Origin of the sequence: Arthrobacter sp. ERGS1:01 (assembly GCF_001281315.1) — a bacterium.
In the GTDB taxonomy this organism is placed as follows: Bacteria; Actinomycetota; Actinomycetes; order Actinomycetales; family Micrococcaceae; genus Specibacter.
Genome location: NZ_CP012479.1, coordinates 3,563,420 through 3,586,207 on the forward strand (window position 1 = coordinate 3,563,420; position 22,788 = coordinate 3,586,207).

30 protein-coding genes and 2 pseudogenes are annotated in these 22,788 nt (G+C 63.0%); 14 read left to right on the forward strand and 18 right to left on the reverse strand.

Annotation, left to right across the window (positions count from 1 at the left end):
- Window positions 1-62: 62 nt before the first annotated feature.
- The 6 genes from AL755_RS20065 to AL755_RS20090 are packed head-to-tail and all read right to left on the reverse strand — an operon-like array spanning window position 63 to window position 4,802.
- Window positions 63-263, reverse strand: a complete 201-nt coding sequence (locus AL755_RS20065; RefSeq protein ID WP_054012523.1) for a tautomerase family protein — start codon at window positions 261-263, stop codon at window positions 63-65.
- 2 nt (window positions 264-265) lie between these two features.
- Window positions 266-1,753: an aldehyde dehydrogenase gene (locus AL755_RS20070; protein ID WP_054012524.1), complete on the reverse strand. Its 1,488-nt coding sequence runs from the start codon at window positions 1,751-1,753 to the stop codon at window positions 266-268.
- A complete protein-coding gene (locus AL755_RS20075) occupies window positions 1,743-2,474 on the reverse strand; it encodes an alpha/beta fold hydrolase (RefSeq protein ID WP_054012525.1) in 732 nt (243 codons plus the stop codon). Before AL755_RS20075 ends, AL755_RS20070 begins: the two co-directional genes overlap by 11 nt.
- 3 nt (window positions 2,475-2,477) lie before the next feature.
- Window positions 2,478-3,029 (reverse strand): amino acid synthesis family protein, encoded by a 552-nt coding sequence (locus tag AL755_RS20080; protein ID WP_054012526.1) that lies wholly within the window; start codon window positions 3,027-3,029, stop codon window positions 2,478-2,480.
- Window positions 3,026-3,685 (reverse strand): amino acid synthesis family protein, encoded by a 660-nt coding sequence (locus tag AL755_RS20085; protein WP_082369448.1) that lies wholly within the window; start codon window positions 3,683-3,685, stop codon window positions 3,026-3,028. The genes AL755_RS20080 and AL755_RS20085 overlap by 4 nt, the downstream gene beginning before the upstream one ends.
- Window positions 3,669-4,802: an LLM class flavin-dependent oxidoreductase gene (locus AL755_RS20090; RefSeq protein ID WP_337589565.1), complete on the reverse strand. Its 1,134-nt coding sequence runs from the start codon at window positions 4,800-4,802 to the stop codon at window positions 3,669-3,671. The genes AL755_RS20085 and AL755_RS20090 overlap by 17 nt, the downstream gene beginning before the upstream one ends.
- A gap of 299 nt (window positions 4,803-5,101) precedes the next feature.
- Between AL755_RS20090 and AL755_RS24195 the strand changes: the two genes are divergently transcribed.
- Entirely contained in the window at window positions 5,102-5,530 is a 429-nt protein-coding gene (locus tag AL755_RS24195) for an ester cyclase (RefSeq protein ID WP_082369449.1), read from the forward strand.
- The gene (locus AL755_RS24200; RefSeq protein WP_054012529.1) at window positions 5,530-6,057 is read left to right on the forward strand and encodes a flavin reductase family protein; all 528 of its coding nucleotides are present in this window, start codon (window positions 5,530-5,532) and stop codon (window positions 6,055-6,057) included. Before AL755_RS24195 ends, AL755_RS24200 begins: the two co-directional genes overlap by 1 nt.
- A 40-nt stretch (window positions 6,058-6,097) precedes the next feature.
- On the opposite strand, the gene trhO is transcribed toward AL755_RS24200, so the two are convergent.
- Window positions 6,098-6,991: an oxygen-dependent tRNA uridine(34) hydroxylase TrhO gene (gene trhO / locus AL755_RS20105; protein WP_054013218.1), complete on the reverse strand. Its 894-nt coding sequence runs from the start codon at window positions 6,989-6,991 to the stop codon at window positions 6,098-6,100.
- A 97-nt stretch (window positions 6,992-7,088) separates the two neighbouring features.
- Here trhO and AL755_RS20110 point away from each other — a divergent pair, with 97 nt between their 5' ends.
- Window positions 7,089-7,799: a GNAT family N-acetyltransferase gene (locus tag AL755_RS20110; protein WP_054012530.1), complete on the forward strand. Its 711-nt coding sequence runs from the start codon at window positions 7,089-7,091 to the stop codon at window positions 7,797-7,799.
- Window positions 7,800-7,894: 95 nt separating this feature from the next.
- Window positions 7,895-10,221: pseudogene (locus tag AL755_RS20115) on the forward strand (DEAD/DEAH box helicase).
- Here AL755_RS20115 and AL755_RS24205 read toward each other — a convergent pair.
- The 5 genes and pseudogenes from AL755_RS24205 to AL755_RS24220 form a co-directional block, all read right to left on the reverse strand.
- Window positions 10,218-10,910: a PKD domain-containing protein gene (locus AL755_RS24205; protein ID WP_237762562.1), complete on the reverse strand. Its 693-nt coding sequence runs from the start codon at window positions 10,908-10,910 to the stop codon at window positions 10,218-10,220. The pseudogene AL755_RS20115 and the gene AL755_RS24205 sit on opposite strands and share 4 nt — an antisense overlap.
- Window positions 10,911-11,110: 200 nt before the next feature.
- Entirely contained in the window at window positions 11,111-11,707 is a 597-nt protein-coding gene (locus AL755_RS20125) for a DUF6318 family protein (protein ID WP_160318937.1), read from the reverse strand.
- Between the two features lie 232 nt (window positions 11,708-11,939).
- Window positions 11,940-12,302, reverse strand: coding sequence for an Rv3654c family TadE-like protein (locus AL755_RS20130; RefSeq protein ID WP_082369634.1), 363 nt, complete (start codon window positions 12,300-12,302; stop codon window positions 11,940-11,942).
- On the reverse strand, window positions 12,289-12,789 hold the full coding sequence (locus tag AL755_RS24325) for a TadE family type IV pilus minor pilin (RefSeq protein ID WP_054012533.1): 501 nt from the start codon (window positions 12,787-12,789) through the stop codon (window positions 12,289-12,291). The genes AL755_RS20130 and AL755_RS24325 overlap by 14 nt, the downstream gene beginning before the upstream one ends.
- A 47-nt stretch (window positions 12,790-12,836) precedes the next feature.
- A pseudogene (locus tag AL755_RS24220) lies at window positions 12,837-12,953 on the reverse strand (DUF4244 domain-containing protein); the annotation flags it as partial.
- An 18-nt stretch (window positions 12,954-12,971) separates the two neighbouring features.
- Here AL755_RS24220 and AL755_RS20140 point away from each other — a divergent pair.
- From AL755_RS20140 to AL755_RS20165, 8 genes are all read left to right on the forward strand, one after another.
- Window positions 12,972-14,420 carry a recombinase family protein gene (locus AL755_RS20140; protein ID WP_054012534.1) on the forward strand — a complete coding sequence of 483 codons (1,449 nt, stop codon included), beginning with the start codon at window positions 12,972-12,974 and terminating at the stop codon, window positions 14,418-14,420.
- Window positions 14,421-14,467: 47 nt separating this feature from the next.
- A complete protein-coding gene (locus AL755_RS20145) occupies window positions 14,468-14,923 on the forward strand; it encodes a hypothetical protein (protein ID WP_150117190.1) in 456 nt (151 codons plus the stop codon).
- A gap of 518 nt (window positions 14,924-15,441) precedes the next feature.
- The gene (locus AL755_RS20150) at window positions 15,442-15,750 is read left to right on the forward strand and encodes a hypothetical protein (protein WP_054012536.1); all 309 of its coding nucleotides are present in this window, start codon (window positions 15,442-15,444) and stop codon (window positions 15,748-15,750) included.
- Complete coding sequence (locus AL755_RS23360) at window positions 15,747-16,535, forward strand: hypothetical protein (RefSeq protein WP_150117191.1); 789 nt, start codon at window positions 15,747-15,749, stop codon at window positions 16,533-16,535. Before AL755_RS20150 ends, AL755_RS23360 begins: the two co-directional genes overlap by 4 nt.
- A complete protein-coding gene (locus tag AL755_RS20155) occupies window positions 16,532-16,735 on the forward strand; it encodes a hypothetical protein (protein WP_054012537.1) in 204 nt (67 codons plus the stop codon). Before AL755_RS23360 ends, AL755_RS20155 begins: the two co-directional genes overlap by 4 nt.
- A 281-nt stretch (window positions 16,736-17,016) precedes the next feature.
- Complete coding sequence (locus tag AL755_RS20160) at window positions 17,017-17,436, forward strand: hypothetical protein (RefSeq protein WP_160318938.1); 420 nt, start codon at window positions 17,017-17,019, stop codon at window positions 17,434-17,436.
- Window positions 17,437-17,448: 12 nt separating this feature from the next.
- Complete coding sequence (locus AL755_RS22675) at window positions 17,449-17,592, forward strand: ribbon-helix-helix protein, CopG family (protein WP_160318939.1); 144 nt, start codon at window positions 17,449-17,451, stop codon at window positions 17,590-17,592.
- On the forward strand, window positions 17,585-18,046 hold the full coding sequence (locus AL755_RS20165; protein ID WP_054012539.1) for a hypothetical protein: 462 nt from the start codon (window positions 17,585-17,587) through the stop codon (window positions 18,044-18,046). Before AL755_RS22675 ends, AL755_RS20165 begins: the two co-directional genes overlap by 8 nt.
- Before the next feature lie 73 nt (window positions 18,047-18,119).
- Here AL755_RS20165 and AL755_RS20170 read toward each other — a convergent pair whose 3' ends face one another.
- Window positions 18,120-18,437 (reverse strand): hypothetical protein, encoded by a 318-nt coding sequence (locus AL755_RS20170; RefSeq protein ID WP_054012540.1) that lies wholly within the window; start codon window positions 18,435-18,437, stop codon window positions 18,120-18,122.
- Between the two features lie 126 nt (window positions 18,438-18,563).
- On the opposite strand from AL755_RS20170, the gene AL755_RS20175 reads away from it, so the two are divergent.
- Window positions 18,564-19,232, forward strand: a complete 669-nt coding sequence (locus tag AL755_RS20175) for a recombinase family protein (RefSeq protein WP_054012541.1) — start codon at window positions 18,564-18,566, stop codon at window positions 19,230-19,232.
- 129 nt (window positions 19,233-19,361) lie between these two features.
- Here AL755_RS20175 and AL755_RS20180 read toward each other — a convergent pair whose 3' ends face one another.
- Window positions 19,362-20,069 carry a DUF3800 domain-containing protein gene (locus AL755_RS20180; RefSeq protein WP_054012542.1) on the reverse strand — a complete coding sequence of 236 codons (708 nt, stop codon included), beginning with the start codon at window positions 20,067-20,069 and terminating at the stop codon, window positions 19,362-19,364.
- 315 nt (window positions 20,070-20,384) lie between these two features.
- Here AL755_RS20180 and AL755_RS20185 point away from each other — a divergent pair, with 315 nt between their 5' ends.
- A complete protein-coding gene (locus AL755_RS20185) occupies window positions 20,385-20,714 on the forward strand; it encodes a hypothetical protein (protein WP_054012543.1) in 330 nt (109 codons plus the stop codon).
- A 106-nt stretch (window positions 20,715-20,820) separates the two neighbouring features.
- Here the strand turns inward: AL755_RS20185 and AL755_RS20190 are convergent, their stop codons facing one another.
- The 4 genes from AL755_RS20190 to AL755_RS20205 form a co-directional block, all read right to left on the reverse strand.
- Complete coding sequence (locus AL755_RS20190; RefSeq protein WP_054012544.1) at window positions 20,821-21,285, reverse strand: hypothetical protein; 465 nt, start codon at window positions 21,283-21,285, stop codon at window positions 20,821-20,823.
- On the reverse strand, window positions 21,254-21,871 hold the full coding sequence (locus AL755_RS20195; protein ID WP_054012545.1) for a hypothetical protein: 618 nt from the start codon (window positions 21,869-21,871) through the stop codon (window positions 21,254-21,256). The genes AL755_RS20190 and AL755_RS20195 overlap by 32 nt, the downstream gene beginning before the upstream one ends.
- A 28-nt stretch (window positions 21,872-21,899) precedes the next feature.
- Window positions 21,900-22,097: a hypothetical protein gene (locus tag AL755_RS20200; protein ID WP_054012546.1), complete on the reverse strand. Its 198-nt coding sequence runs from the start codon at window positions 22,095-22,097 to the stop codon at window positions 21,900-21,902.
- A gap of 196 nt (window positions 22,098-22,293) precedes the next feature.
- A complete protein-coding gene (locus AL755_RS20205; protein WP_237762563.1) occupies window positions 22,294-22,710 on the reverse strand; it encodes a type II secretion system F family protein in 417 nt (138 codons plus the stop codon).
- Between the last annotated feature and the right edge of the window lie 78 nt (window positions 22,711-22,788).

Consider the following 22,788-nt stretch of genomic DNA (forward strand, 5'->3'; position numbering starts at 1 on the left):
GACGGCGTGCGTGAAGACCCTTGAAATCAAGCGCTAAAGGCCTCACTGTGTACCATACAAGATCACGGTGGTATGGCATCCATCTCGGCCAGCGTGAGGTCGCCGGCGGCCCAGTGGGCTCGTGGGATCTCCCGCACGATCACCTTGATGTGTTCGGGTTTGGCGTTGACGGTGCGCTCCACGGCGGCGTGGAGCTCGTGGATCAGGGCGCGAATCTGCTCCGGCGTCCGCCCGGCGGATACGGAGACTTCAACCAGCGGCATGATCAGCTTCTCATGATGAAGGGATCGGCCACGGGCTCTTCATTGGTGTTGATCCACACACTCTTGAGCCGCGTGTACTCACGGATGGTTTCGGTGCCATGCTCAACGCCCACGCCGCTGTTCTTGAACCCCTGGCGCGGGGACATCGGCGACATCGCCCGGTAGGTGTTGACCCAGATGGTGCCGGCGTCGAGGCGGCCGGCAAGGCGGTGCGCCCGGGAGAGGTTCTGGGTCCACAGGCCCGCCGCCAGCCCGTACTCGGTGTCGTTGGCCAGCCGGACCACTTCCTCCTCGCTCTCGAACGGCATGATGGCCGCCACGGGGCCGAAGATCTCCTCCCGGACCACGCGCATATTGTTGTCGACGTCGGTCAGGACGGTGGGTTCGTAAAAGTAGCCGCCCAGGCCGCCGTCGCTCCTGCGGCCGCCCGTGCGCACCGTGGCGCCTTCGCTGACGCCCAGGTCCACGTAGCCGGCCACCTTCTCGCGCTGGTCGGCGAAGGCCAGCGGGCCCAGTTCCGTGGCGTCGTCGAGCGGGTTGCCGATCACGATGCTGCGGGCACGCTCGGTGACGCGTTCCAGGAGTTCGTCGTAGACGGACTTGTGGGCGAAGACGCGGCTGCCGGCGATGCAGGTCTGCCCGGCCGCCGCGAAGATGCCGGCCACCACGCCCATGGACGCATTGGCGACGTTGGCGTCGTCGAACACAATGTTGGGCGACTTTCCGCCCAGTTCAAGGGTGGAGCCGATGAACCGCGACGCCGTGCTGGCCGCGATCCGCGAGCCGGTCAGGGTGCTGCCGGTGAAGGAGACCTTGGCGAGCTTGGGGTGCTCCACCAGGGCGGCGCCGGCTTCGCCGCCGAACCCCGTCACCACGTTGACCACGCCCGGCGGGAAGCCGGCCTCGGCCGTGAGCTCGGCCAGCCGCAGCACCGTCGCGGAGGTGTACTCCGAGGGTTTGATGACGATCGTGTTGCCGGCGGCCAGTGCTGGTGCCAGCTTGCTGGTGGTCAGGGTCAGCGGCGAATTCCACGGCGTGATGGCACCCACCACGCCCAACGGCTCGCGGGTGGTGTAGTTGAGCACGCGCCGGTCCGACGTCGGGATGACGTCGCCTTGGATCTTGTCCGCCAGGCCCGCGTAATAGTAGTAGTACTCCGGCAGGGCGGCGAGCTGGCCGCGCATTTCACGCAGCAGCTTGCCGTTGTCCAGGGTCTCCATGTGCGCCAGTTCCTCGGCATGTTCTCCGATCAGGTCGCCGAGTCGGCGCAGCAGGTGCCCGCGCCTGGTCTGGCTGAGGTCCCGCCAGCGCGGGTCCTCGAACGCGGCGTGCGCGGCGTCGACCGCCCTGCCGACGTCCTCGGCGTTGCCGCGGGCGGCGCTGTAGAGGACGTCCAGGGTGGCCGGGTTGGTGCTCTGGAAGTATTCGCCGGAGGACGGGGCCACCCACTGCGCCCCGATGTAGTGCTGGTATTTCTTCTCATTCGTCATGGCAGGTCCCTTCGATGAATGTGGTCAGGGCGGCCGCGAACTCCCGCGGTTGTTCGGCCGGCAGCATGTGCCTGGCCCCGGGGACGACGACGGCGGCGCAGTTCGGGATGGCCGCGGCCAGGCGGCGGGTCATCTCCGGTGTGGAGCCGGGATCCAACTCGCCGGTCAGGGCCAGTGCCGGCATCGTGATCCGCCCGAGTTCGGGCGCGATTTCGGCGTCGGCCGTGGCAAAGACCCGATAGCAGTTCAGGTAGGAGCGCACGTTGTTGGCGTGCAGCGTGGCGGCCGTCGCGGCCGCCAGTTCCGGTGCCGCGCCATCGGGGAACCAGCGTTGCAGGGAGCCGGCCACGCTGGCCGGAAAGTCCGCTTCCGCCGCAGCGAGGCGGGCGAGTACCGCCTCCCGTTCGGAATCCGAACGTTGGCAGACCGAGCTCACCGAGCTCAGGCTGGCCACGAGCTCCGGGCGGTGCACGGCGATGTGCTGGGCCACCAAGGCGCCCAGCGAGAACCCGGCCAGGTGCGTTCCGGGCGCAAGCTGCGTGGCGACGTCGTCGGCCATCTCGGCCAAGGTGATGCCGTCGCGGGCCGGCGCCCTGCCGCCGTGGCCGGGCAATTCCAGGGCCGTGACCTCAAAGCTGCCGGCCAGCAGCGCGGCGGCGGGCTCCCACATGGTGTGGTCCAGCCCGACGCCGTGCAGCAGGACCAGCCGCGGCAGGGCCATGGCCTATTGCCCGGGGGCGAAATCGGCCAGGCGCTGCTGGGGGCGGCCCTGCGAGGCTGCGGCGAGCGCAATGATGAGCTCGTCGGGATGCGGGGCGTCGGCGATGCGCACCTCGATGGTCTGGTGGTGGGAGCGGATGGTGGCATCGGTGATGTGCTTGAGCGGGATGTCGAAGATGATCCCGGCCGGGCCGCGCTTCTCGACGGCGGGCAGCAGCGTGGTGGCATGGGCGGCGTCGCGGAAGTGGTCGCCGAACTTCAGCGTGTGGATCAGCGCGGAGCCGTGTTCGACCTCCCCGTTCAGCCCCACGATGGCGGCCTTGCCGTAGGCCTCCGCCGTGGCGCCGAGGGCTTCCAGCACGGCCGGGGCCAGCAGTGCGCCGACGTCGGAGGCGGTGGCGTCGATGCCGGGGCCCAGGTCCTCAACGAAGCCCTGGCCGGCCCACGGGTTTTCGATCACGGCGGCGACAATTGCCACCCGGGCGGCGGGCGTTACGGGGCGGCCGCCTTCCGTGGTGATTTCCTCAATGATGGTGACTACCTTGCGAATTTTCATGCGAGTACGCTCTCCAGGTCTTGTGCCCTAACGGCGGGGTCTGTTTTTCGGTCGCCTATGCGGGCGTGGGGGCGCGGGCCGGTGGAGGCCGCGGCGATAATGACGATTTCGCCGGCGCGGGGGCCGTCGGACACCCGGGCCGAGACGGTTTGGTAGTGGCTGCGCGTGGCGGCCTGGGTCTTGTGCCACATGGGCACCACCAGGGTCTCCCCCGCCTCGGCACGGGAGTCGGCGAAGCAAATGATCGATTCCCCTTGCAGGAAGTCGCGCATGAGGTTGCCGAAGAACGGCGTGTGGATCAGCGCGCCGCCGTGCTCGATCTCCCCCGAGGTGCCCACGATGGCGGCCTTGCCGAAGGCCTCGATGGCCGCGGCTCCTCCGAGCGAGTCAATCAGCCGGTCGGTCAGCAGCTTGGCCAAATGCGGCGCCATGGCCTCGGCCGCGGCGGACAAATCCGCCGCGGGGCCGGTGCCCAGCCACGGGTTGGCGATGACGGCGGCCACGGTGGCGCGCAGTGCCGGCCGTTCGGGCCGGGTGCCGTTTTCCGCCAGCACCTCCTCTTTATAGAGGACCACCTTGCGCAGGACGGCGTCGAGCGCACCCGAGTTTGCCGTCGTCGGCGTCGCGCCGGGCCGGGGGCTAGTTGGCGGAGTCAAAGCGCGGCTTTACGTGTTCGGAGAACAGCTCCAGGCTGCGCATGGCCTTCTTGTGGTCCAGTCCGGGGTGGGTGGTCCAGAGCATCATGTGCTCCAGCCCCACCTCGCGCCGGAGTTCCTCGATCTTCTCCGCCACGAAGTCCGGGGTGCCCACCAGCATGTTGCGATCCATGAGGAAATCGAAGTCCAGCTTGTGGGCGGCGGTGAGTTCCTCGCCGTCCTCCATCATGTTGCCCAGTCCGCGCCAGTGGGTGATCCACTTGTAGGAGTTCATGACGGCCTCCTCGAATTCCTCGCGGGCCTGCTCCATGGTGTCGGCGACATAGAGGTCGCGGACCAGCGCGATGCCTTCGCCGAGCGGCACGTTGCGTCCCTGCGCGACCGACGCCGACTGGCTGTACATCTCAAAGCGCGGCTTGAGTGCGGAGACCGGCGGGAGCCAGAAGATGCCCTGGATGCCGTCGCGGCCGGCGTTTTGGATGGAGCGCGGGGTGTCGATGACCTGCCAGAGCGGCATTTCCTTTTGGAACGGCTTGGGTACCACCGACATCTTGGTGATGACGCCGTCGCCGTCGGTGAAGTCGGGCGTAGACGGAGACATCGGGTGGCTCCACTTCACGCCGGGCTTGGGGAATTCGAAGAACTGGCCCTTGTGGCTGAAGAAGTCCTCGGTCCAGGCCTTGCGCATGACCTCAACGGTTTCCTCGAAGAGTGCCCGGTTTTGTTCCTGGTCGCGGGGGTCGGCAAGTTCGTTCAGGTTCAACGCCTCGCGGCCGTAGAGTCCGCGGCCCACGCCCACTTCAACGCGGCCGTCGGAGAGCTGGTCCAGCAGGGCCAGGTCCTCGGCCAGGCGCAGCGGATGCCAGAAGGTGGCGATGGCGGCGGCCTGGCCGATCCGGATGGAGGAGGTGCGGGCGGCGATGTCCGTGCCCATCAAGACCGGGTTCGGTGTGAGCTCCTGGCCCTCGTGGCCAAAGTGGTGTTCCGTGTACCAGGTGGACCAGAAACCATAGGATTCGGCTGCCTGGGCGTATTCACGGGCATCTTTCATGTGCTGGTTGTAGTTTTTAAGGTCACCGGGCGCCCCAAGGGCGTGGAAGATGGAGAAGCGCATCATTGAAGCCTTTCGATCTGTGCCGTGCCGCTCTGTACGAAGAGGTGCGGCCGGCCTGCGGGCGATGACCTCACTGTCACCACTTGTTGCATGGTACAGACTATAACCACTCGCTTTTCACATCGTCAACGCCCTGACGCGAAAGTCCTCCCATGCGCGTCATAATTCAATGATCTTGCGGGGTTGCGCCTCAAAACATCCAAGGCCCGGGCCGCCACGCGTCACACAATCTTGACGCTGGCATGTGAGCTGGATTACGGTGAGTACCATACAACAACGCTCAATGAGGAGAATGTTTGGCCATGCCACAGGAATCAGAGTTGAAAACCCGCGTACGCCAGGTGTGGCACGCCGTCTGGGACGACGGCGACGTCGACGCCCTGGACTCATTGCTGGCCGACGATTTTGAGCGGACCGCCCATGGATCGACCCATCCGCTCAGCGCCGCGGAGTTCAAGGACGCGGTCCGCACCACCCGCGAAGCGTTCCCGGACCTGACCACCACGGTTGAGGACCTAATCGAGCAGGACGGTCATCTGGCGATCTATTGGAGCAGCACCGGCACCCACCGCAACGAATTCTTCGGCGTCCCGGCCACGAACCGCCAGGTCAACACCTACGGCTCGAATTTCTGCACGTTCACCGACGGCCGGCTCAGCAAGGAACGCGTCACCTGGGACCCCCGCCAACTATTGACCGCCCTGGGCATCACATCACTGGGAGACGACTAATGACCGACACCATGCTTACCCCGCCGCAGCTCAACGATCCCGACCCCGCCATGATGAGGGGCTTCAACCGCCAATTCGTCACGGGAGTCACCGTGGTCACCACCCGGGAGGGGGAAAAGGCACGCGGCCTGGCCGTGAATTCCTACGCCACGGTGTCCCTGGACCCGCCGCTGATCATGGTCTGCATCCAGCGCACCTCATCGACCTACCCGGCCCTGCACGCGGCAACCCACCTCGGCGTGAACATCCTGGCCAACGACCAGCGCGACGTCGTCTCGGTGTTCTCCTCCAAGGCGGAGGACAAATTTGCCACGATCGACTGGCATGAGGGGCCGCACGGCTCCCCGCTGATTGACGGTTCGGCGGCCATGCTCGAAGCGGAAATCCGTGAACGGTTCCAGGCCAAGACCCACACGGTGTTTATTTGCCGGGTCCGCCATGCCGACGTGAACGACAAAGCGCCCATGGTCTACAAGGCCGCCCGTTTCTACGACGGCGACAGCCTGCAGGAACTGCCCCCGGAGTAGCCGGGCGCACCCGGCCGGGGACGCCGTCGTCGTTCTTTGGCTAGTCCGTGCAACCCTGGGGGCACTGCAGGGTGGCCGGGTCGGCGGAGCAGTCGGCGCAGTACAGGTTCAGGTTGCGGCAGCTCGGGTTGGAGCAATTCTCGAACTTGTTGGTGGGGTTTTCGCAACGGATGCAGCGGCCGATCGTGGCGGCCTCGTCGCTGAATTCCATGTGCATGCGCTTGTCGAACACGTACAGCGAGCCCTCCCACAGGCCCTTGTCCTTGAACGTCTCCCCGTAGCGGACGATCCCGCCGTCCATCTGGTAGACCTCCTTGAAGCCGCGGTTCACCATGAGTGAGCTGAGGACCTCGCAACGGATGCCGCCCGTGCAGTAGGTGACCACGGGCTTGTCCTTGAGGTCGTCATACTTGCCGGAGTCGAGTTCGGTGATGAAGTCGTGGGTGGTGGCGACGTCGGGGACGATCGCGTTCTTGAATTTGCCGATTTGGGCTTCGAAGGCGTTGCGGCCGTCAAAGAAGACGACCTCCTCGCCGGCGGTCTTCTTGGCTGCGACGAGCTCGTGAAGTTCCTCGGGCTTGAGGTGCGTGCCTCCGCCGACGACGCCGTTTTCGTCGACTTTCAGTTCGCCGGGGGCGCCGAAGCTCACGATTTCATCGCGGGCCTTGACGCTCAGGCGCGGGAAATCGTCGCCCGTGCCGTCGGACCACTTGATGTCGATGTCCTTGAAGCCGGCGTATTCGCGGGTGGTCTTCAGGTACTGCTTGAGGTCCTTGATGTCGCCGCCGACGGTTGCGTTGATGCCGTCCTTGGAGATGAGGATCCGGCCCTTGAGCCCGAGCTTCTCGCACAGGGCCCGCTGCCAGAGCCGCACCGCGTCCGGGTCCCGGACAGGGGTAAAACCGTAAAAGAGCACAATCTTGTTCAAAGCCACGTATTTAAGCGTACTTTGTGCCGCCAAATGCGGGCCCGCGCGTGGATCGCCCGGGCTGTTCGTGGCAAGGGGGTCCGGTGCGGCATAGGCTTGGTGCATGACATCTGGTTCCACTGAACTTGAGGAACTGTTAGACGCCTGGTTTGCCGGTTGGACAGCGCTTCGAAGTTACAAAACCGCCTTTGACACCGGCTATCCCGCCGCCCTGCGCCTGGACCGCAGCGGCGACTGGGAATACTTCATCTGCGATCCGCAACCGGCGCCCTTCGCATTGCTTGCCGCCGAGGTGGCCCGCTCCACGAACCGGGCCATGTGCGTGCTTGGCCCGGACATCCACCGCTACGTCAAGCAGGCCCATGAGGCCGGGCTGGGCATGCTGTCGGTGTCGGAACAAGTCATGACGGTCGACATGGACATGCAGGACAACCAGGACCCGTTCCTCGTGGAGCCCGAATTGGAGCTCCAGGTGACCCGTATTGGCGGGCGCCGGGTGGCCAGTGCCTGCGATGCGCGATTTTCCGGAGCCATTGTGAACGGTACGACGGTGCTGGCCAGCGGCAAGGTGGCGATCTACGGCGAATACGCCATTTTCGACCAGGTCGAAACCCACCCGGAGCACCGGCGCCACGGCTATGGCCGGCTCATCATGCAATCGCTGACGGCCCACGCCAAGGAGTATCCCGTGACGACGGGTCTGTTGTTGGCCAGCACCGACGGGCAGCGGCTGTACTACAAGATGGGGTGGCGCAGCGTGGCTGCCGTGACGGTGCTGGTGCCGCGGGCCCGTTTGGAGCGCGGCCTGGCCTGAGGGACCGGCCCGAACGGGTTGTGCCTGGCGGGGCGCCGGGGCACGCGCCGTTGGACGCCGTCGTCGGTCTTCCCGGGCGGTGACACAATGATGGGGTGTCCGCCAACAATTCGTTGATCTCCCTGCTTGGCCGGGGTGAGAGCCCTGCCCAGCTTCAGCATGTCCGCCGCATCCCGGCGCGCCAGGCCGTGACGGTGCCGTGGCCGGACTGGGCGCATTCCGATCTGGTGGAGGCATACTCGCGCTTGGGTGTTGCGTCGCCGTGGCGGCACCAGGTGGCCGGGGCCGAGGCCGCGCATGATGGCCGGCACGTGGTCATTGCCACCGGCACCGCGTCCGGAAAGTCGCTCGCCTACCAGTTGCCCGCCGTCGACGCCGTTCACCGTGCAGAGCTGCGGGTCCTGGCGAACCCCGGTCGTTTGGAGCACGACGGCGCCGTCACCTTGTACCTCTCCCCCACCAAGGCGCTGGCCGCGGACCAGCTGGCGGCATTGACCTCCCTGCACCTGCCCACGTTGCGGGCGGCAACGTACGACGGCGACACTCCCCCGCGGACCGTCGCTGGATCCGTGACCACGCGAACTTCATCCTGTGCAATCCGGACATGCTGCACTTTGGCGTGTTGCCCAACCACACGTGGTGGGCCCGGTTCTTCAAGCGGCTGAAATATGTGGTCATCGACGAGGCGCACAGCTATCGCGGAGTTTTTGGCTCGCATGTGGCCGTGCTGATGCGGCGTTTGCGGCGAATCTGCGCCCACTACGGCTCCAACCCGGTTTTCATTGGTGCGTCCGCCACCTCCTCCGACCCCGCCGAGTCGTTTTCCCGGCTCATTGGCGCTCCCGCGGAAACCGTCACGGACGACGATTCGCCGCACGGCGCCACCACGGTGGCTTTTTGGGAACCGGAGCTGACGGAGTTCAAGGGTGAAAACGGTGCCAAGACACGGCGGACGGCGATCGCCGAAACCTCGGATCTCCTGGCCAATCTGGTCTCCGCCAGGGTGCGCACCATCGCCTTCATCAAGTCCCGGCGCGGGGCCGAGACCATTGCCAGCGTGACAAAGCGGTTGTTGGATGACGTGGATCCCAGCCTGCCCGGGCGGGTTGCGGCCTACCGTTCGGGTTATCTGCCGGAGGAGCGCCGGGCGTTGGAGAAGGCCTTGCGGGCGGGGGAACTTTTGGGTGTTTCCAGCACGTCCGCCCTGGAGCTGGGGATCGATATTTCCGGGCTCGACGCCGTCCTGGTGGCGGGTTGGCCGGGAACCAGGGCCTCCCTGTTCCAACAAATCGGGCGTGCCGGGCGCGCCGGGCAGGATGCGCTGGCGGCCTTTGTCGCCAGCGACGACCCGCTGGACACCTACCTCGTGCACCACCCGGAGGCGATCTTCGACGTTCCGGTGGAGGCGACCGTCTTCGACCCCTCGAACCCTTACGTTTTGGGACCCCACCTCTGTGCGGCGGCGGCCGAAATGCCGCTCACCCACGAGGACCTGGCGCTTTTCCCGGCGAACACCCCAGCCCTGCTGGATCAGTTGGTGGCCGACGGCTACCTGCGACGGCGCCCCGCCGGCTGGTTTTGGACGCATCCGCAAAGTGCCGCGGCCATGGTCAATCTCCGGGCCGACGGCGGCGGGCCCATCAACATCATCGACGCCGATACCGGGGCGCTGCTGGGGACCATGGACTCCCCGCAGTCCCACTACCAGGCCCACCAGGGGGCGGTCTACGTCCATCAGGGCGAACCGTATGTGGTGGCGGAGCTCAACGAACAAGACCACTGCGCCCTGGTCCGCCGCGGCAATCCCGATTACTACACGACCGCTCGCGACGTCACCCAGATCGCCGTGCTGGAATCGCTCCGGCATGAAGTGTGGGGTCCGGTGGAGATGCACTTTGGTGAAGTGCAGGTCACCACCCAGGTTGTCTCCTTCCAGCGCAAAGCCTTTGTGTCCAACGAGGTGCTGGGTGAGGAGCCCCTGGAGTTGGGGGCCCGGGACCTGTTCACCAAGGCCGTCTGGTTCACCCTGGACAACCGCACCATGATCGACGGCGGCCTCGTGGAGCCGCAGTTCCCGGGCGCCTTGCATGCGGCCGAACATGCGGCCATTGGCCTGCTGCCGCTGGTGGCGTCCAGCGACCGTTGGGACGTGGGCGGCGTTTCCACGGCAATCCATGCCGATACGGGCCAGCCCACCATCTTTGTCTACGACGGCCACCCCGGCGGCGCGGGTTTTGCCGAGCGCGGCTTCGCCATGGCCAGGGTGTGGTTGGCGGCCACCCGCGATGCCATCAGGGCGTGCGAATGTGAATCGGGATGCCCGTCCTGCGTGCAATCCCCCAAGTGCGGCAACAAGAACAACCCCCTGGACAAGGCCGGGGCCGTCACCTTGCTCAACACGCTACTCAAACACGCCGCTTAGCAGCCGACTCCGTTGGGGTTGGTGTTGCAGTCATCGGCGTAGTTGAGGGTGATGGCGCGCCAGACGGTCAGGCCCAGGGGTGCGGAGGTGAAGTGGCCTTGGTCGGCGATGGGCAGGGTGGGGCCGCCATTGACGCTGTAACTGCCGTTGAAGTGGGTGGTGACGGTGATGGCGTATTTGCCGGTGGCGCCATAGGCGTGGCTGGTTTTGGTTTGTTCGCCGATCCGGTCTTCGGGCAGTGGGGCGCCGGAGCTGACAGTGGGTCCGATGACCGTGCCGTCGCCGTAGTTCCAGGTGTAGGCGACGGGCGTGGCGGTGATGTGGACCTTTTGGCCCAGAAGGATGACGTCGAAGTCTTGTTGGTGGGCGTCCGCGTAGAAGTTGGTGTCCTGGCCGCGGAGCGTGTGGGGGCCGGGTTGGGAGCCGATCGTGGCGGGCTGGATCGGGGACTCCTGGAACGCGCGGCCGATCTGCGCGGCAATCTCTGCGAGGACGTCAACGGGTTTCGCCGTGTAGATGCAGGTTGACCCTGAGATGAGTGTCCATTCCACTGGGCTCGGTGGTTTCAGGGACCGGAACCAGTCGACGAGCTTCCCGTTCTTCCCATCCTTGCAGGCTTCACGATCCGGCAGGCAGCTCGTGGGGTGACCCGCGTTGATGGTAGAGCAGGCCAGCGAGAACTTATACATATATGGATCTTCAGTGGCCATAGGTGGCAGGTCACCAAAATACTTTCCGTCCGGGGACTTCTGCCAGGCCTCAGACTGCACTCCTTTGCCCTTCCAATCCTGGATGAAGCCACCATCTGCGTACGCAGCCGAGACAACGAAGCCAAAAGTGAATCCTAGAACGCCAAGTCCTGCAATTAGTTTTTGAAGGAATTGCATGGCTAGTCTTTCGTGAGGTGCTCAGCCTTGTGAGTAGTCCAGTGACCCTGTTCATAGGTAGCCACCAATATGTCTGCGCGGGCATCAGTCTTAGGCAAGTCTGAGTCAATTGTCTTGTCGGCTTTGTAAGAAGTCACCTGCTTCTGCTGAATCATCAAAACGGCTTGGTAAGTATCATCTGGAGTCTTATAGAACGTACTGGTCGATGAGTACACGATCATCTGACCACCCCTGATCCAGCCGCCTTCTCCATACCAAGTTGTCACCATGTCCCTGACGCCAGTACAAGTCGTGCATTCCGTGTCGGTTATGGCCATCATCGGAGTCGCGTCACCTGTTTCATAGGCGTAGCCGAGGGTGGAGTACCAGTAGGTGGCGAATGCTTCCAGGCCGGCTTTGGAGAATTCCTTGGCCTTGGCCGGGAGGACAGGCACCGGAACGTTCTGCGCGGGACCATCGGCCGTGGCCGGCTTGTACACCGGTTTGGGTGTCGGTGTTGGCGCATGTGTGGTGGGTGGCGCCGGGCTTGAAGCTGCCGCCGAGGCGGCCGGCGTCGTATCTACCGCAATGGGCGGTCCGCCACCGGAACAGCTAGCCATGGCAAGTCCCGTCGCCAAGACAATCGCGAAGCCCGCAGCTGGCAAGAACCGAGCCCGCCGGCGTCGGCGGTCGTTTCCGGGATTCGATTGTGGATACAACCCTGTGGTCCTCATAAGAGCCCCCGCCATCAACAATCCGAAGGACCCGTCCTGAAGGTCCCCCATTCAGCTGGTTACTAAGCTACCCCAGCGACAGAATCCCCGCCAGAAGTTGTCCACACCCTTTACTTGGTCATGGCGTCGCACCGGCAGGCGGCGGTCCGGCCCTCGCAATGCCGCGAGCCGGCCACGGCAACCGGGTATGCACCACCACTTCTACCTGGACGGTGTCGGAAGCCGACCCCAGCACTGCACAGGACGCGATCACGGCACCGTGGCGCGATGCCAGATCCGATGCCACCTGGCATGGGTCTCCCGTGGCCAGTCCTCGGGCCGCGTCCGCGGCAGCAAGTGCGGCAAGGTCGGCCGCCGTTGCCGCTTTGCCGGCAGCCACGGCCGCCTCGGCAAGGGACAAGATGCCCATCAGCAGAATCAGCAGCGCAATCGCCAGTCCTGCCGCCACGACAGTTCCGGCGCCGCCCTCACGCGAGTCCACGTTGCCAGCCAATCCAGCATCCATATCGTGGCTCTTCGCTCGCGACGACGCCGATGCCTGCCATTGCGAACTGCTTGGCCGCTGCAAGCTGCTCCGGCTTGCCCCGCGGCATGCCAACATCGGCTCCGGGCTCGTAGTTTTCAACCCTCGCGGTGGCGCGTGCCGTTTGTTGCCACGCGAGCACGGCGGCGAACGGCCCTGCAGTATGCCCAGAAATCGTGACAGTGGCATACCCATCAGTCAGCTCGACGCTCACGGAGACACCCTCCCCCGCAAGCCGTGAGGAAGCATCCACCGCCTGGGCGGACGATTCACCCCTGGCCAGTGACCGGGCTCCTGCCCTGGCGCCCTCCTCAAGCCTGATTTGCAAAATGGCGGCGCTCCCGCCTAGAAGCAGCAGGGCCAGCAATACGGTGATGGCAGGCAGTACCACGGCAAATTCCGCGGTAACGGAGCCCCGCATCTTGCTAGATAGCTGGCTACGCATGGTGTCCCACTTTCTGGATCGTTCGGCTAACCGGGTCTGCTCGGTCGCTACATGCTCAGCGCGGTACGGATGATGTTCAACAAGAACCCGCGGACCTCGTCGCTCTTGAGAATCACCACCAGCAAACCGGCAAAACCCACGGCCGCCAAGGTTGCGATGGCGTATGCGGATAGTATGTCAGCATGGCTAGTCGAACCGCACGCAGAGCAGCGATCTATACCCGCATCAGCCGCGACATCGAGGGCACCGGCTGGGGCGTGGAGCGTCAGCGTGAGGACTGCGAGAAGCTCGCGGCGAGCATGGGCCTCACGGTCGTCGAGACGTACTCAGACAACGACGTCAGTGCATACTCAGGCAAGACCCGGCCGGCTTATGAGCGGCTACTCGCGGCCATTCAGCGCGGCGAAGTTCAGACCGTCCTCACATGGAACACTGACCGCCTGCACCGCCGCACATCTGAGCTGGAACGCTACATCGACATCTGCCAGCCGCTCGACGTCGAGACTCACTCGGTCAAGGCTGGGCACATCAACCTTGACTCGGCGAACGGGCGCGCCGTCGCGAAGATTCTCGGCACCATCGCACAGCAAGAGTCAGAGCTGAAGAGCGAGCGCATCAAGCGCCAGAAGCGACAGGCCGCACAGTCTGGGCGCTACCTTGGCGGCCGGGTGCCGTGGGGCTGGCGTGTCGACGAAGGCGTGATCGTCGAAGACACGGCCGCCGCTGACTTTATCCGCGCCGGCGTTCAGGCGATCCTCGACGGCCATTCCCTGATTGAAGTCACGCGGCGATGGTCTGATGCCGGCGCTCGCAGCCTTGCCGGCAACCGCATGAATACGACTCAGGTGCGTCGTGTCCTGACGCGCTCGCGCAACGCCGGCATCGTCACCCATCACGGCGAACCAGTCTCAAGTGACTGGCCGGCACTGCTGAGCGTCGAAGACTTCCGGGCCATGGAAGCAAAGCTGAACGACCGCACTATCCCCCGCCAATCGGCCTCGAAATTCAAGTACCTGCTCAGCGGCATCGTTGCCTGCCATTGCGGCGAGTACATGACCGGCTTCGGTGCGGCCGCCACGGCCGAGCACCCGGAATACCGGCGCATGTACCGGTGCCGTGTCCACCAGCAAGGCGGGCGCTACGTGCCGGGCCACTCGACACGCGAAATGAACCGCTTGGACGGCTACGTGACAGACGTCATCGCCGCCTACCTGCAACGCCCAGACCTGAAGGCCGCCGTCCTCTCGGCCGCCGCCGACATCGCCGACAGTGCCGTCAGCAGTGCGCCGGCGAAGGCGCTCGACACTGGGGCGCTGCTCACCCGCAAGCAAGACCTTGCGCGGCTCTTCGCCGCTGGCGTGATCGAAGAGTCACAGCTGATCGAAGGTACGGCACAGATTCGCTCTGAACTCGCTGACATCGAGCGGCAGGCAGTGCAGGACGGTGGCAGCAGCGAGCTAATAGGTGTGCTCATGGCTGCTGACCCTGGCGAAGCCTTCAGGGGCGCTGAGACGGGCGTGCAGCGCGGCGTCATTCGGGCGCTCGCGGATGTCCAGATTCTTCAGGGGAAGTCGACGCCCGGCGTCTTCAATCCCGAACTCATTGCAATCACATGGAAGGGGGCCAACTGATGCCCAGGAAACGGAACAACCGGACTAAGACGCTCACAGCCAAGTGGATGACTGATCAGCAAACAGCTGATCTTAGGCGCAATGGTTGGGAGATCGACCCTGAGGACACTTATGAAGCCGCTCAGCTGCGCTATATGGATAGCACGGGACAAGTCCCGATGTCAGCTGACGGTGACATGGTGGCGTATGTCGATCCTATGGAATACAGATTTCGAGCTGACGTCGTCCTTACGGCGCGCTGCGGTGCCTGCGGTGAAATTGCCTCGAAACTCTTCCTTTCCAAGAGCACGCCGGCCGCCAACCATGCGGCAATTGCACGGTACGCGTTCTGGGCGTCTCCAAAGGTCGCGGTGAAGTGCAAACATCACGGTGTGCTGCCGCACCCGCGCGACTTGGTGCGGGCGATTTCCTCTGGCTTGCAAAAGGGCGACGGCCGGAAGTTCGGCCGTGACGACGGCAGCCAGCCGAAGGCGATCCTCAAGGTTCAGCCACTGTCGGTGTGAGCAGATATGCTTAACTCGTAAGCAAATATTGAAGCTTTTGATGCAGGCTAGGGGCGCTTTAACCGGCAGTTCCCCGCTACGGCGGAAACCTGACTGAATGGGATTTACGGACATGCGGAGCAACGGCGCATGCAACATCCCACCCTGAAACCTTGAGCAAGTTCAGTAATTCCTAACAGGGGTTTCTGAACCATGCCAGCAATCAAGTCCGTGCGATCCGCACGCGCATCTCTCGCAGTCTCTACGCGCTGGGGTCACCAAGACCTGCCAGAGCGCAAGCGCGATCTCGAAACGGCGAAGCTCGCCGCGCACATTGCCGCCGTCGCAGCCACGGCACCACTCCCAACACCTGAGCAAGCGCAAGAGCTTGCCCGCCTGCTGATGCCGATCATGACCGGCGTTAAGGCAGGTGCGTAGCCGTGCACTTGGAAACAGAAATCCCCGCCAGTCTGGCAACAGGCGGGGACTCACTCGAACAGCTACTAAAACTATCTGATGCTGACATCCTAGCTGGCCTCATGGACGGCGTGCAGGCCGCTCACGCGTTTTGCCCCGAAGACTGGCGGGTTGACGCCGAAGCCGTAGTGCTGGAACTCGCACAGTCCGGCCGGGTGTTCACCGTCGACGACGTACGCCGCGCCGGCATCCCTGACCCGGACATCCCGCAACGCTGGGGCGCGCTCATCGCCGTCATGAGCAACGCCGGCCTCATCACTGTCGTGGGTGCGCAGGAACACCGCATCAAGACGGGAACCAAGCAGCTCGTCCGCCAGTGGTGCGGCACCGCGAGCGCCGGCTGCACTGAGCTTTCAGGTGGTGCGTCATGACGGGCGAGCGGACTCTCGAAGGCATTCACCGCTTCGACTGGGAAACAATCGTCCGCCGCGTGCAGATGCCTCTGGCGACGAAGGGAATAGCTCTCCTGCTCGCAACGTATTCGGACACGCCAACAGGCGAGAGTATTTATCCCGGGCATACCAAGCTGGCAGCCGTGGCCTGCGCCAGCAAGAGCACAGTGGAACGGGCGATCAAGACGCTGCGTTCGATTGGCCTGATCGAAGAGGTAGCACCCGGACGCTCACGCGGCAGGAACGGCGGCGGACTGGCTGCCGTGTACCGCCTGACTTTGCCAAGTGACCTCATGGAATCTGTCGCCATGCTCGATCCAGATGAGAAGGTGCTGTGCGTCCCTGGGCATCCCCCGGCGGCCGGCAATGATCCGTCACCTGTGACGGTTGATTCTGCTAATGACCCGTCATCGGTGCGGGATCATTTAGCGATTAATCATCCGTCAAATGACGTGAATCATCCGTCAAATGAGCTGAATCATCCGTCATTTAGCGATGAATCATCCGTCACCCAGGACGACCCACCTACTCATTTACCACCTACACACTTAACACCTCCTCCTTCGTCACCTAGCGTGACCGTCACCAGCGCGCGAGACGTCAAGGCTCGCGGCGCTGACGACCGCGACGGATTGGAGATTGATTCCATGGATGATTTGGGCGGGGATGGAAAGGGGCTGTCCGAAGAGCAAAATCGACAGTGGCAGTTGCGGAAGCTCGAAGACATGATGAAGCGCGAGCAGAGCGGGGCGGTAAGAGCATGAACACGATGGACAAGATTCGGGCGGCTCTTGCCGGCCTCAGTGCTGTCGATACGGCGGCCGCTGTCGAGCAGTTGCGGGGAATGCTCGCAGGACTGCCAGAGGACGGCAGGAGCGCCACTGACGGCCTGCTCAGGGCTGACCTAGATCTGTTCCTGCTGGGCTACGACGCCGGTACGCGTGCCGCGACCGGGAGGGGCTGACCATGACGCCGCTAACGGACACGAGCCGCACCGCCGACAGCTGGCCCACACACCGCGCAAAGGCCCGCAGGCGACGCACGAGCGAGCACACGGGCTACTCGTCACGTATCGCTCGCGAGCACCTCGACAGGGTCGAGCAAAGAATGATTCAACGGCTGATACAAGCTCGCAAATCACGGTAAAGACGGCACACTCACGGCAAATGCACGACACGGGCACCGTCCCACAACTGCCCTCAAAACGCCGAAAGAATTAAAGCAACCGCACAACGCGGCCACCATATGGAAGGCAATAAAGTGACTCTCGCACCGCTCAACACCAAGACCGGACTCCCCGAAATGCTTACCGCCGCGCAGGCTCAGAAGGTCGGCGTCATGCTGCACCTGTTCTTCGCGCGCGCAACCGACAAGGAACTCAGCGAACCAACATCGACGGACGATCTTGTCGCGCTCATCAAGATGGGAATCAAGGCCGGCGACAAGGCCGCCGCAGCAGCCGCAGCGGTCGCCGCGCCGGCCCCGGCGGTGAAGATGTCCGGGCAGGTGCTTTTCAATGCGGGCAGCGGCAGCTACGACCCCGTAGGCGCACGCGCAAAGGAAATCCGCGACGCGGAAACCATCCGTCTCCACAAAGAGAAGTACGGCGACATGACCGATGCCGAGATCGACCTTCTCCACCTTGCCGACGCAGCGGGCATCTAGGAAATGACTCGCATGAGACAGATTGACATCAGGCTCCCCGAGTCACTGATCAGCACCCTCGACCAGCTGGGCGCGGCATCAGGACTCAGCCGAGCCGCAACCATTCGCACGCTGCTCGCCGGCGCAGTCGCGAGTCCAGGCACAGACGATGAGTAGCCGGCTCCCCGTCGATCTGTCCGTGCTCGAAAAGGAAACCCGCGCAGTCCAGCTAAAGACCGAAGGGTACAGCTACGACGACATTGCGGTGGCAGTCGGCTACTCGAACCGCAGCGCAGCCCACAAGGCCGTCGTGCGGGCACTGAACCGCCGGCCAGCCGAGAGCGTCGACCAAATGCGAGAAGTCGAAGGCCTGCGGCTCGAAGGCATGAATCAGACGCTAGCCGAGATCATCAACAGCGAAGCCGCCAGCTTCGACGAGAAGATCAAAGCGATCAACGCCGCCGTCAGAGTGTCCGAAAGCATCGCCAAACTCTTCGGACTCTATGCACCAATCAAGACGGAAACAAGCAACACCGGCACGATCGAAGTCGTATTCAGTGCTGCACTCGCGCCGCAACGTCACGGCATGCAGGCGGCGACGCTGGAAATCGATGAGCCAGACCTTTTGTGACCAGCTCGCAGGACACACATAGGGCAGGACACGCGAGCGCCCGGCGGACAATCTGCCGGGCGCTCCCTGCTGTCTATTCCTCGTCGCTGGGAACGTCGCCGACGGGCGTGAAGGTGTTCAAATAGGCGAAGTTGTAGAGCGATGGAAGCTCGATCAGTTCGCCGGTGATCTTGTCGACGAGCACCGGGCCTTCGCCGACAGGCTGGAACGCATAGTCATTGTCGATCAGCAGATCACGCGAGCCGTCGATGATCTGCCAGTGGCGCGGACTCTCGTAGCCGTAGGCGGCGACCATGTAGTGACCCGGCCGGCTGCTGCCACGGCGGGCGCTGGCGACGATCTGGCGCGCAGCCTCGAAGGTCACGGGCGGGTGCTGGCTGCGGTCGGTCACGGCGCTCTCTCGCTCTCGTCGTAGTGGCTCCAATTGGCTCACGTTGTCAGGTTCCGTTGCCGTTGTCCATGGGACTTGTTTCGAACTGTTCATACATAAACGGAACCCTTTATGTATGATCGAGCTATGAGAACGCCTGAAACGCTCGCCGTCGTCGGCTACATCCGAGTATCCACGTCCAAGCAAGACGTCAGCCCCGAAGTGCAACAGGCCGCCCTCGAAGCCGAAGCAGTGCGGCACGGCTGGGCGCTCACCATCTACCGCGAGAACGCCGCGTCAGCGACGAGCCTGAAGAACCGGCCGATACTCGCTGATGCACTCGCTCAGCTGAAAGCCGGCCGCTTTGACGCGCTTGCCGTGTCCAAGCTCGACCGACTCAGCCGCAGCGTTGCCGACTTCGCCGCCATGCTCGAAACAGCGAACCGGCAACGCTGGGCGCTGATCTGCCTTGACTTGGGCATCGATACTTCGACAATCACGGGTGCGGCCATGGCTCAGGTGACCTGCACATTCGCTGAGATGGAACGGAAGAAGATCGCGGAACGCACGAGCGCCGCCATGCGAGTCAAAGCCGCAGCCGGGCAACACATGGGCCGCCGTAGCGTGCTCGACGTCGCCACCGTTCAGCGCATCTCCGGCGACCGCGCGGACGGCCTCTCATTGGCCCGCATCGCCGCCGGCCTCAACGCCGACGGCATCCCAACGGCGACCGGGAAGACATGGTACGCGTCAACCATTCGTCAGGTACTCACGAGCGCCAAAGCGCGCGATTTTGCAACACTTTGCAACAAGTAATAGCAAGTAAAAGCCACAGGGAACTTGTCAGAATCTGTAGCACCGCGTAACGTGTGTGGCACGACGAGATCGGCGAATGCGCCGGCCACGTTGACCGCCTAGAGCCCCTCATTGAGGGGCTCTCAGTGCTTAAGGCATCCAAAAGCGTTCGTGATGGACGGCCGGCGACAACTTTGCTGACAAGTCCTTGCGGGCCTTCAGTGCCCTCGGATGCGCACCCCTGTCGCAGCACTTTCTGTTGTAGAGGTAGGCGGCAAGGTCGGCCGCCTGAAGGCCCGCGTGATAGTGACTATCATCAAAACGAACCGGCTGGATAATTCTTGACAGCGTGCTGCTTCGATAACCCGGAGTACCGGTTTGGCTGAAAAGTTCGATCATGGCGGCATGCTGGGCTTGGCCCGGTTCCTGGTCAGCCATGACCAACACGTCAAGCTGTTTCTGCCGCGCATACTCGTCCACCCTTTCGAGTACATGCCGCAGCACGACCTCATGCGGATCGTGCGGATTCGAGTAGCGAGCATTTTGCCGCTCAACGTCCATCCCTTGCAGAAAGACTTTTGCCCCACTGTCGACAATGGCAGTAAGAGCCTTGCCGTAGACGCTGGCCGCCGCGCGATGCTTGCCCGCGATCGGCTCCCATCCATTCCGCTGCTGCATGATCTCATGCCCGTGCAGCTCAGTCTGAGGGTCAACGCCGAATGCAGAATGAGCGTAGGACATGACCCCCCGAAACCCGGCGGCGAGGTCGAAAAGGCCGATCATGTCGACCACGACGGCGCTCACACAGTATTTGTTCTTTTGGTCTGGATAGGACTCATCTACGAAGGCAACAAGCATTCCATCATTAAGGCACATTGGGACGGGGGAAACTACTCGACTACGCCCACAATCTGTGGATAAGTTGTGCAAAAGTAGACAATTTCTGTGCACAGCTTGTGAACTGACTGTGGATAACCATATTTTTTCTTGGAACGCCTGCCGAAAATCCCTAGAAACTCGCGCTTCGAACTCAAATTCGAGGTGCTATGGCCTGTGGATAAAGAGACGCTACTTCTGCACACACCTGTACTAAATTAGAAGCCCAACTTGTGGAGAACCTTGACACCTAATCGGAGTTCGTTCCCGCGAACGCCGTGGTCATAGACTCGAGCCATGGCGAAAGAGGGCAAAAAGGCGTGGCTGATCACCTATGAGCACGCATGGAAGGCCGGCGACGATGTCGCTGTCCTTGCCGTGCTGAACCCAGCCACCGGACATGGCAAAGTCGAGGATGTCGTTGGCCTTTTCTGGCGCCAGCTTTCCCTGCGCGGTAGCGAAAAGCTTGCCTACATGAACCCCAAAGCCCCGCCTCCGTATAGGCCGAAGTGGGCAGCACCCGAAGAGTGCACCTGCGGGCACAGCCAAGTCGTCGTAGCTCGGCTAGTCACCGGGCTGCGAGCGTCCAATGACGCAGGCTCGATCGACGGGCTGGTTTGGGATTAGTTGTCGACGGCGAAAGGCAAGTCAGCCTTAGCCTAAACACCCCAAGACCTAGCAAACTTTTCCGGACATCCGCATACTCGGCAGGTGCTAAGTCGACGCGGCGGCGCTACTTTCGTCGACCAAACAATCGCTTGAGTACGGACTTTGAAATGTACACCCCAAGCGAGAAAGAGACAGCAGCTGCGCCGAGCAATAGCACCCACACATATCCGGGGCTGATACCTTGGACGTTCGAAGGCCGAAGAAGCTCGTTGATGCCAATCCCGAAAAGGAAAAGCCCGATGGGCAGGACGATCATCATGCCTATGTTTGCGATCTCGTCAAGGCGCGACGCCAGCAGTTCTGCACGAGCATCCGTGACATGTTTCGATTGAACGTTGTCGAAGCCGTCAGCTTTGACTCGGGCCCGCGCTTCTAGTTGAATCCTGAAGTCCGCTAGATACTTATCGAGCAGTTCCCCCGCAGGCTGCGATAGTTCTGTTTCGCGAGCCTTGAACATGGACGGATCGCTTGGTTCGGCGACACCTGACACGCTTTCCTCAGGCGTCATCGTTGCCTCGTTCTTCGTCATCAACGTAGTCGTCGACTATGGCGCGGTAGTTCCATATGGAATCGGCCTCATCGTCGCGGGACGCCTGCTCATGGAGTGCATCGTTGCGCGCCTTGAGCAAGTCTCTTTCAGCCACGTCCAACTCATGCCAAGCATGCGAAATTTGGCTCTGAAACAGCGAAACTGCGGTCTCAAAGAGCGCCCGGCCGTTGCTCATACTCTTGCGCCAAGCTGCAAGGACTACCCCCATTCCTGACACAATGGACAGCCAGAGAAGCCCGTGGAGGATCCAATCCCTCGGAGTCTCGAAGATGTAGCTTCTGTAGAAGTAGCCAAAATACAGGCCGGTAACGGCGATCAGAATAGACAAATAGAGCGATAAGATCCACACTCTTTGCTCGATGATATGTTGGCGACTCTGCAAGCTGTCGGTCGAATCAAGCAGTTCCACGATCTTGATTCGCTGCGCTCGTCGGGCAGCCTCGGCCGAAGCCGTCGCCGTTTCGAGCGCCTGCTCTGCTGCGATTCTCGCAGCTGTCTCTGCATTCTCGGGCACGGCTGACCCGTCATCTGAGGGAGGTCTGTCGCCGTATTGTCCCGTTGTCATGGGTCAATCCTACGGTGGTTACAATCTGCTAACTTGACATGACATTCGCATATTCGGCGGTCGCCATTCCCGTCTCAGAGCCGAGGTTTCGCAACTTCCTCCACGGTGTTGCGTTCCGTACCGATGGCAGGGCCGTTGCGCCGGGAAAGATCTCACGCACGTTGTCCAAAACGCCGGGATCGGTACTGGCCTGCGCCGCCGCACCGGGATTGTCATTGGTGTACATTTTCACTCCTTGACTAGATACTGCCGTTTCCCATTTCACTTCTCGCCGCCAGCATTCTGTCGGCTTGTCTCCAACCCTTCCCGCTTTGGTGTGGCTACAAAAGGCCATCTGCGGCAATCGTGGACCATCAGACTGTTAGGCATTCCTGTGGAGGAGCCAAAGGGTTGAATCCGTGGTGGTGCGCGGGCTCCAGGGTTCAAAAGATCGGGATCATGGCCACCACCACCGGAACAATTCCCAGGCAGACAAAGGCCGGAAGGGAACAGAGCCCCAAGGGCACTACAAGCCTGACCCCAAGCGCAGCTGCCCGCTTTTCCGCGTCACGGTTGAACTGGCGGCGGCGTTGATCGGCTTCGGCGTAGAGCAGCGGTGCCGCCGGGGCGCCCGTCAGCGCCGCGAAGCTCAATGCAGCGTGCAGTTGGGCCACCGGTTCAATGTGGCGAACGCCGTCCCAGGAATGTTGCCACGACGCACCGATTTGCAGGCCGGCCACCACCCGGGACAAACACTGGCCAATCTCCGGGTCAGCGATCCCGGCCACCAGCCGAAGTGCCCACGGTATGGAAAGCCCGGCGTCAAGGCATGCACCCAATAGCTCCAATAGCAGCGGCACGTCCGAAACGCCTCCATCATGACGGGAATCAGCCCGGCGCTCAATGGATCTGTCATCCGGGGACCGTCCGGATCGACC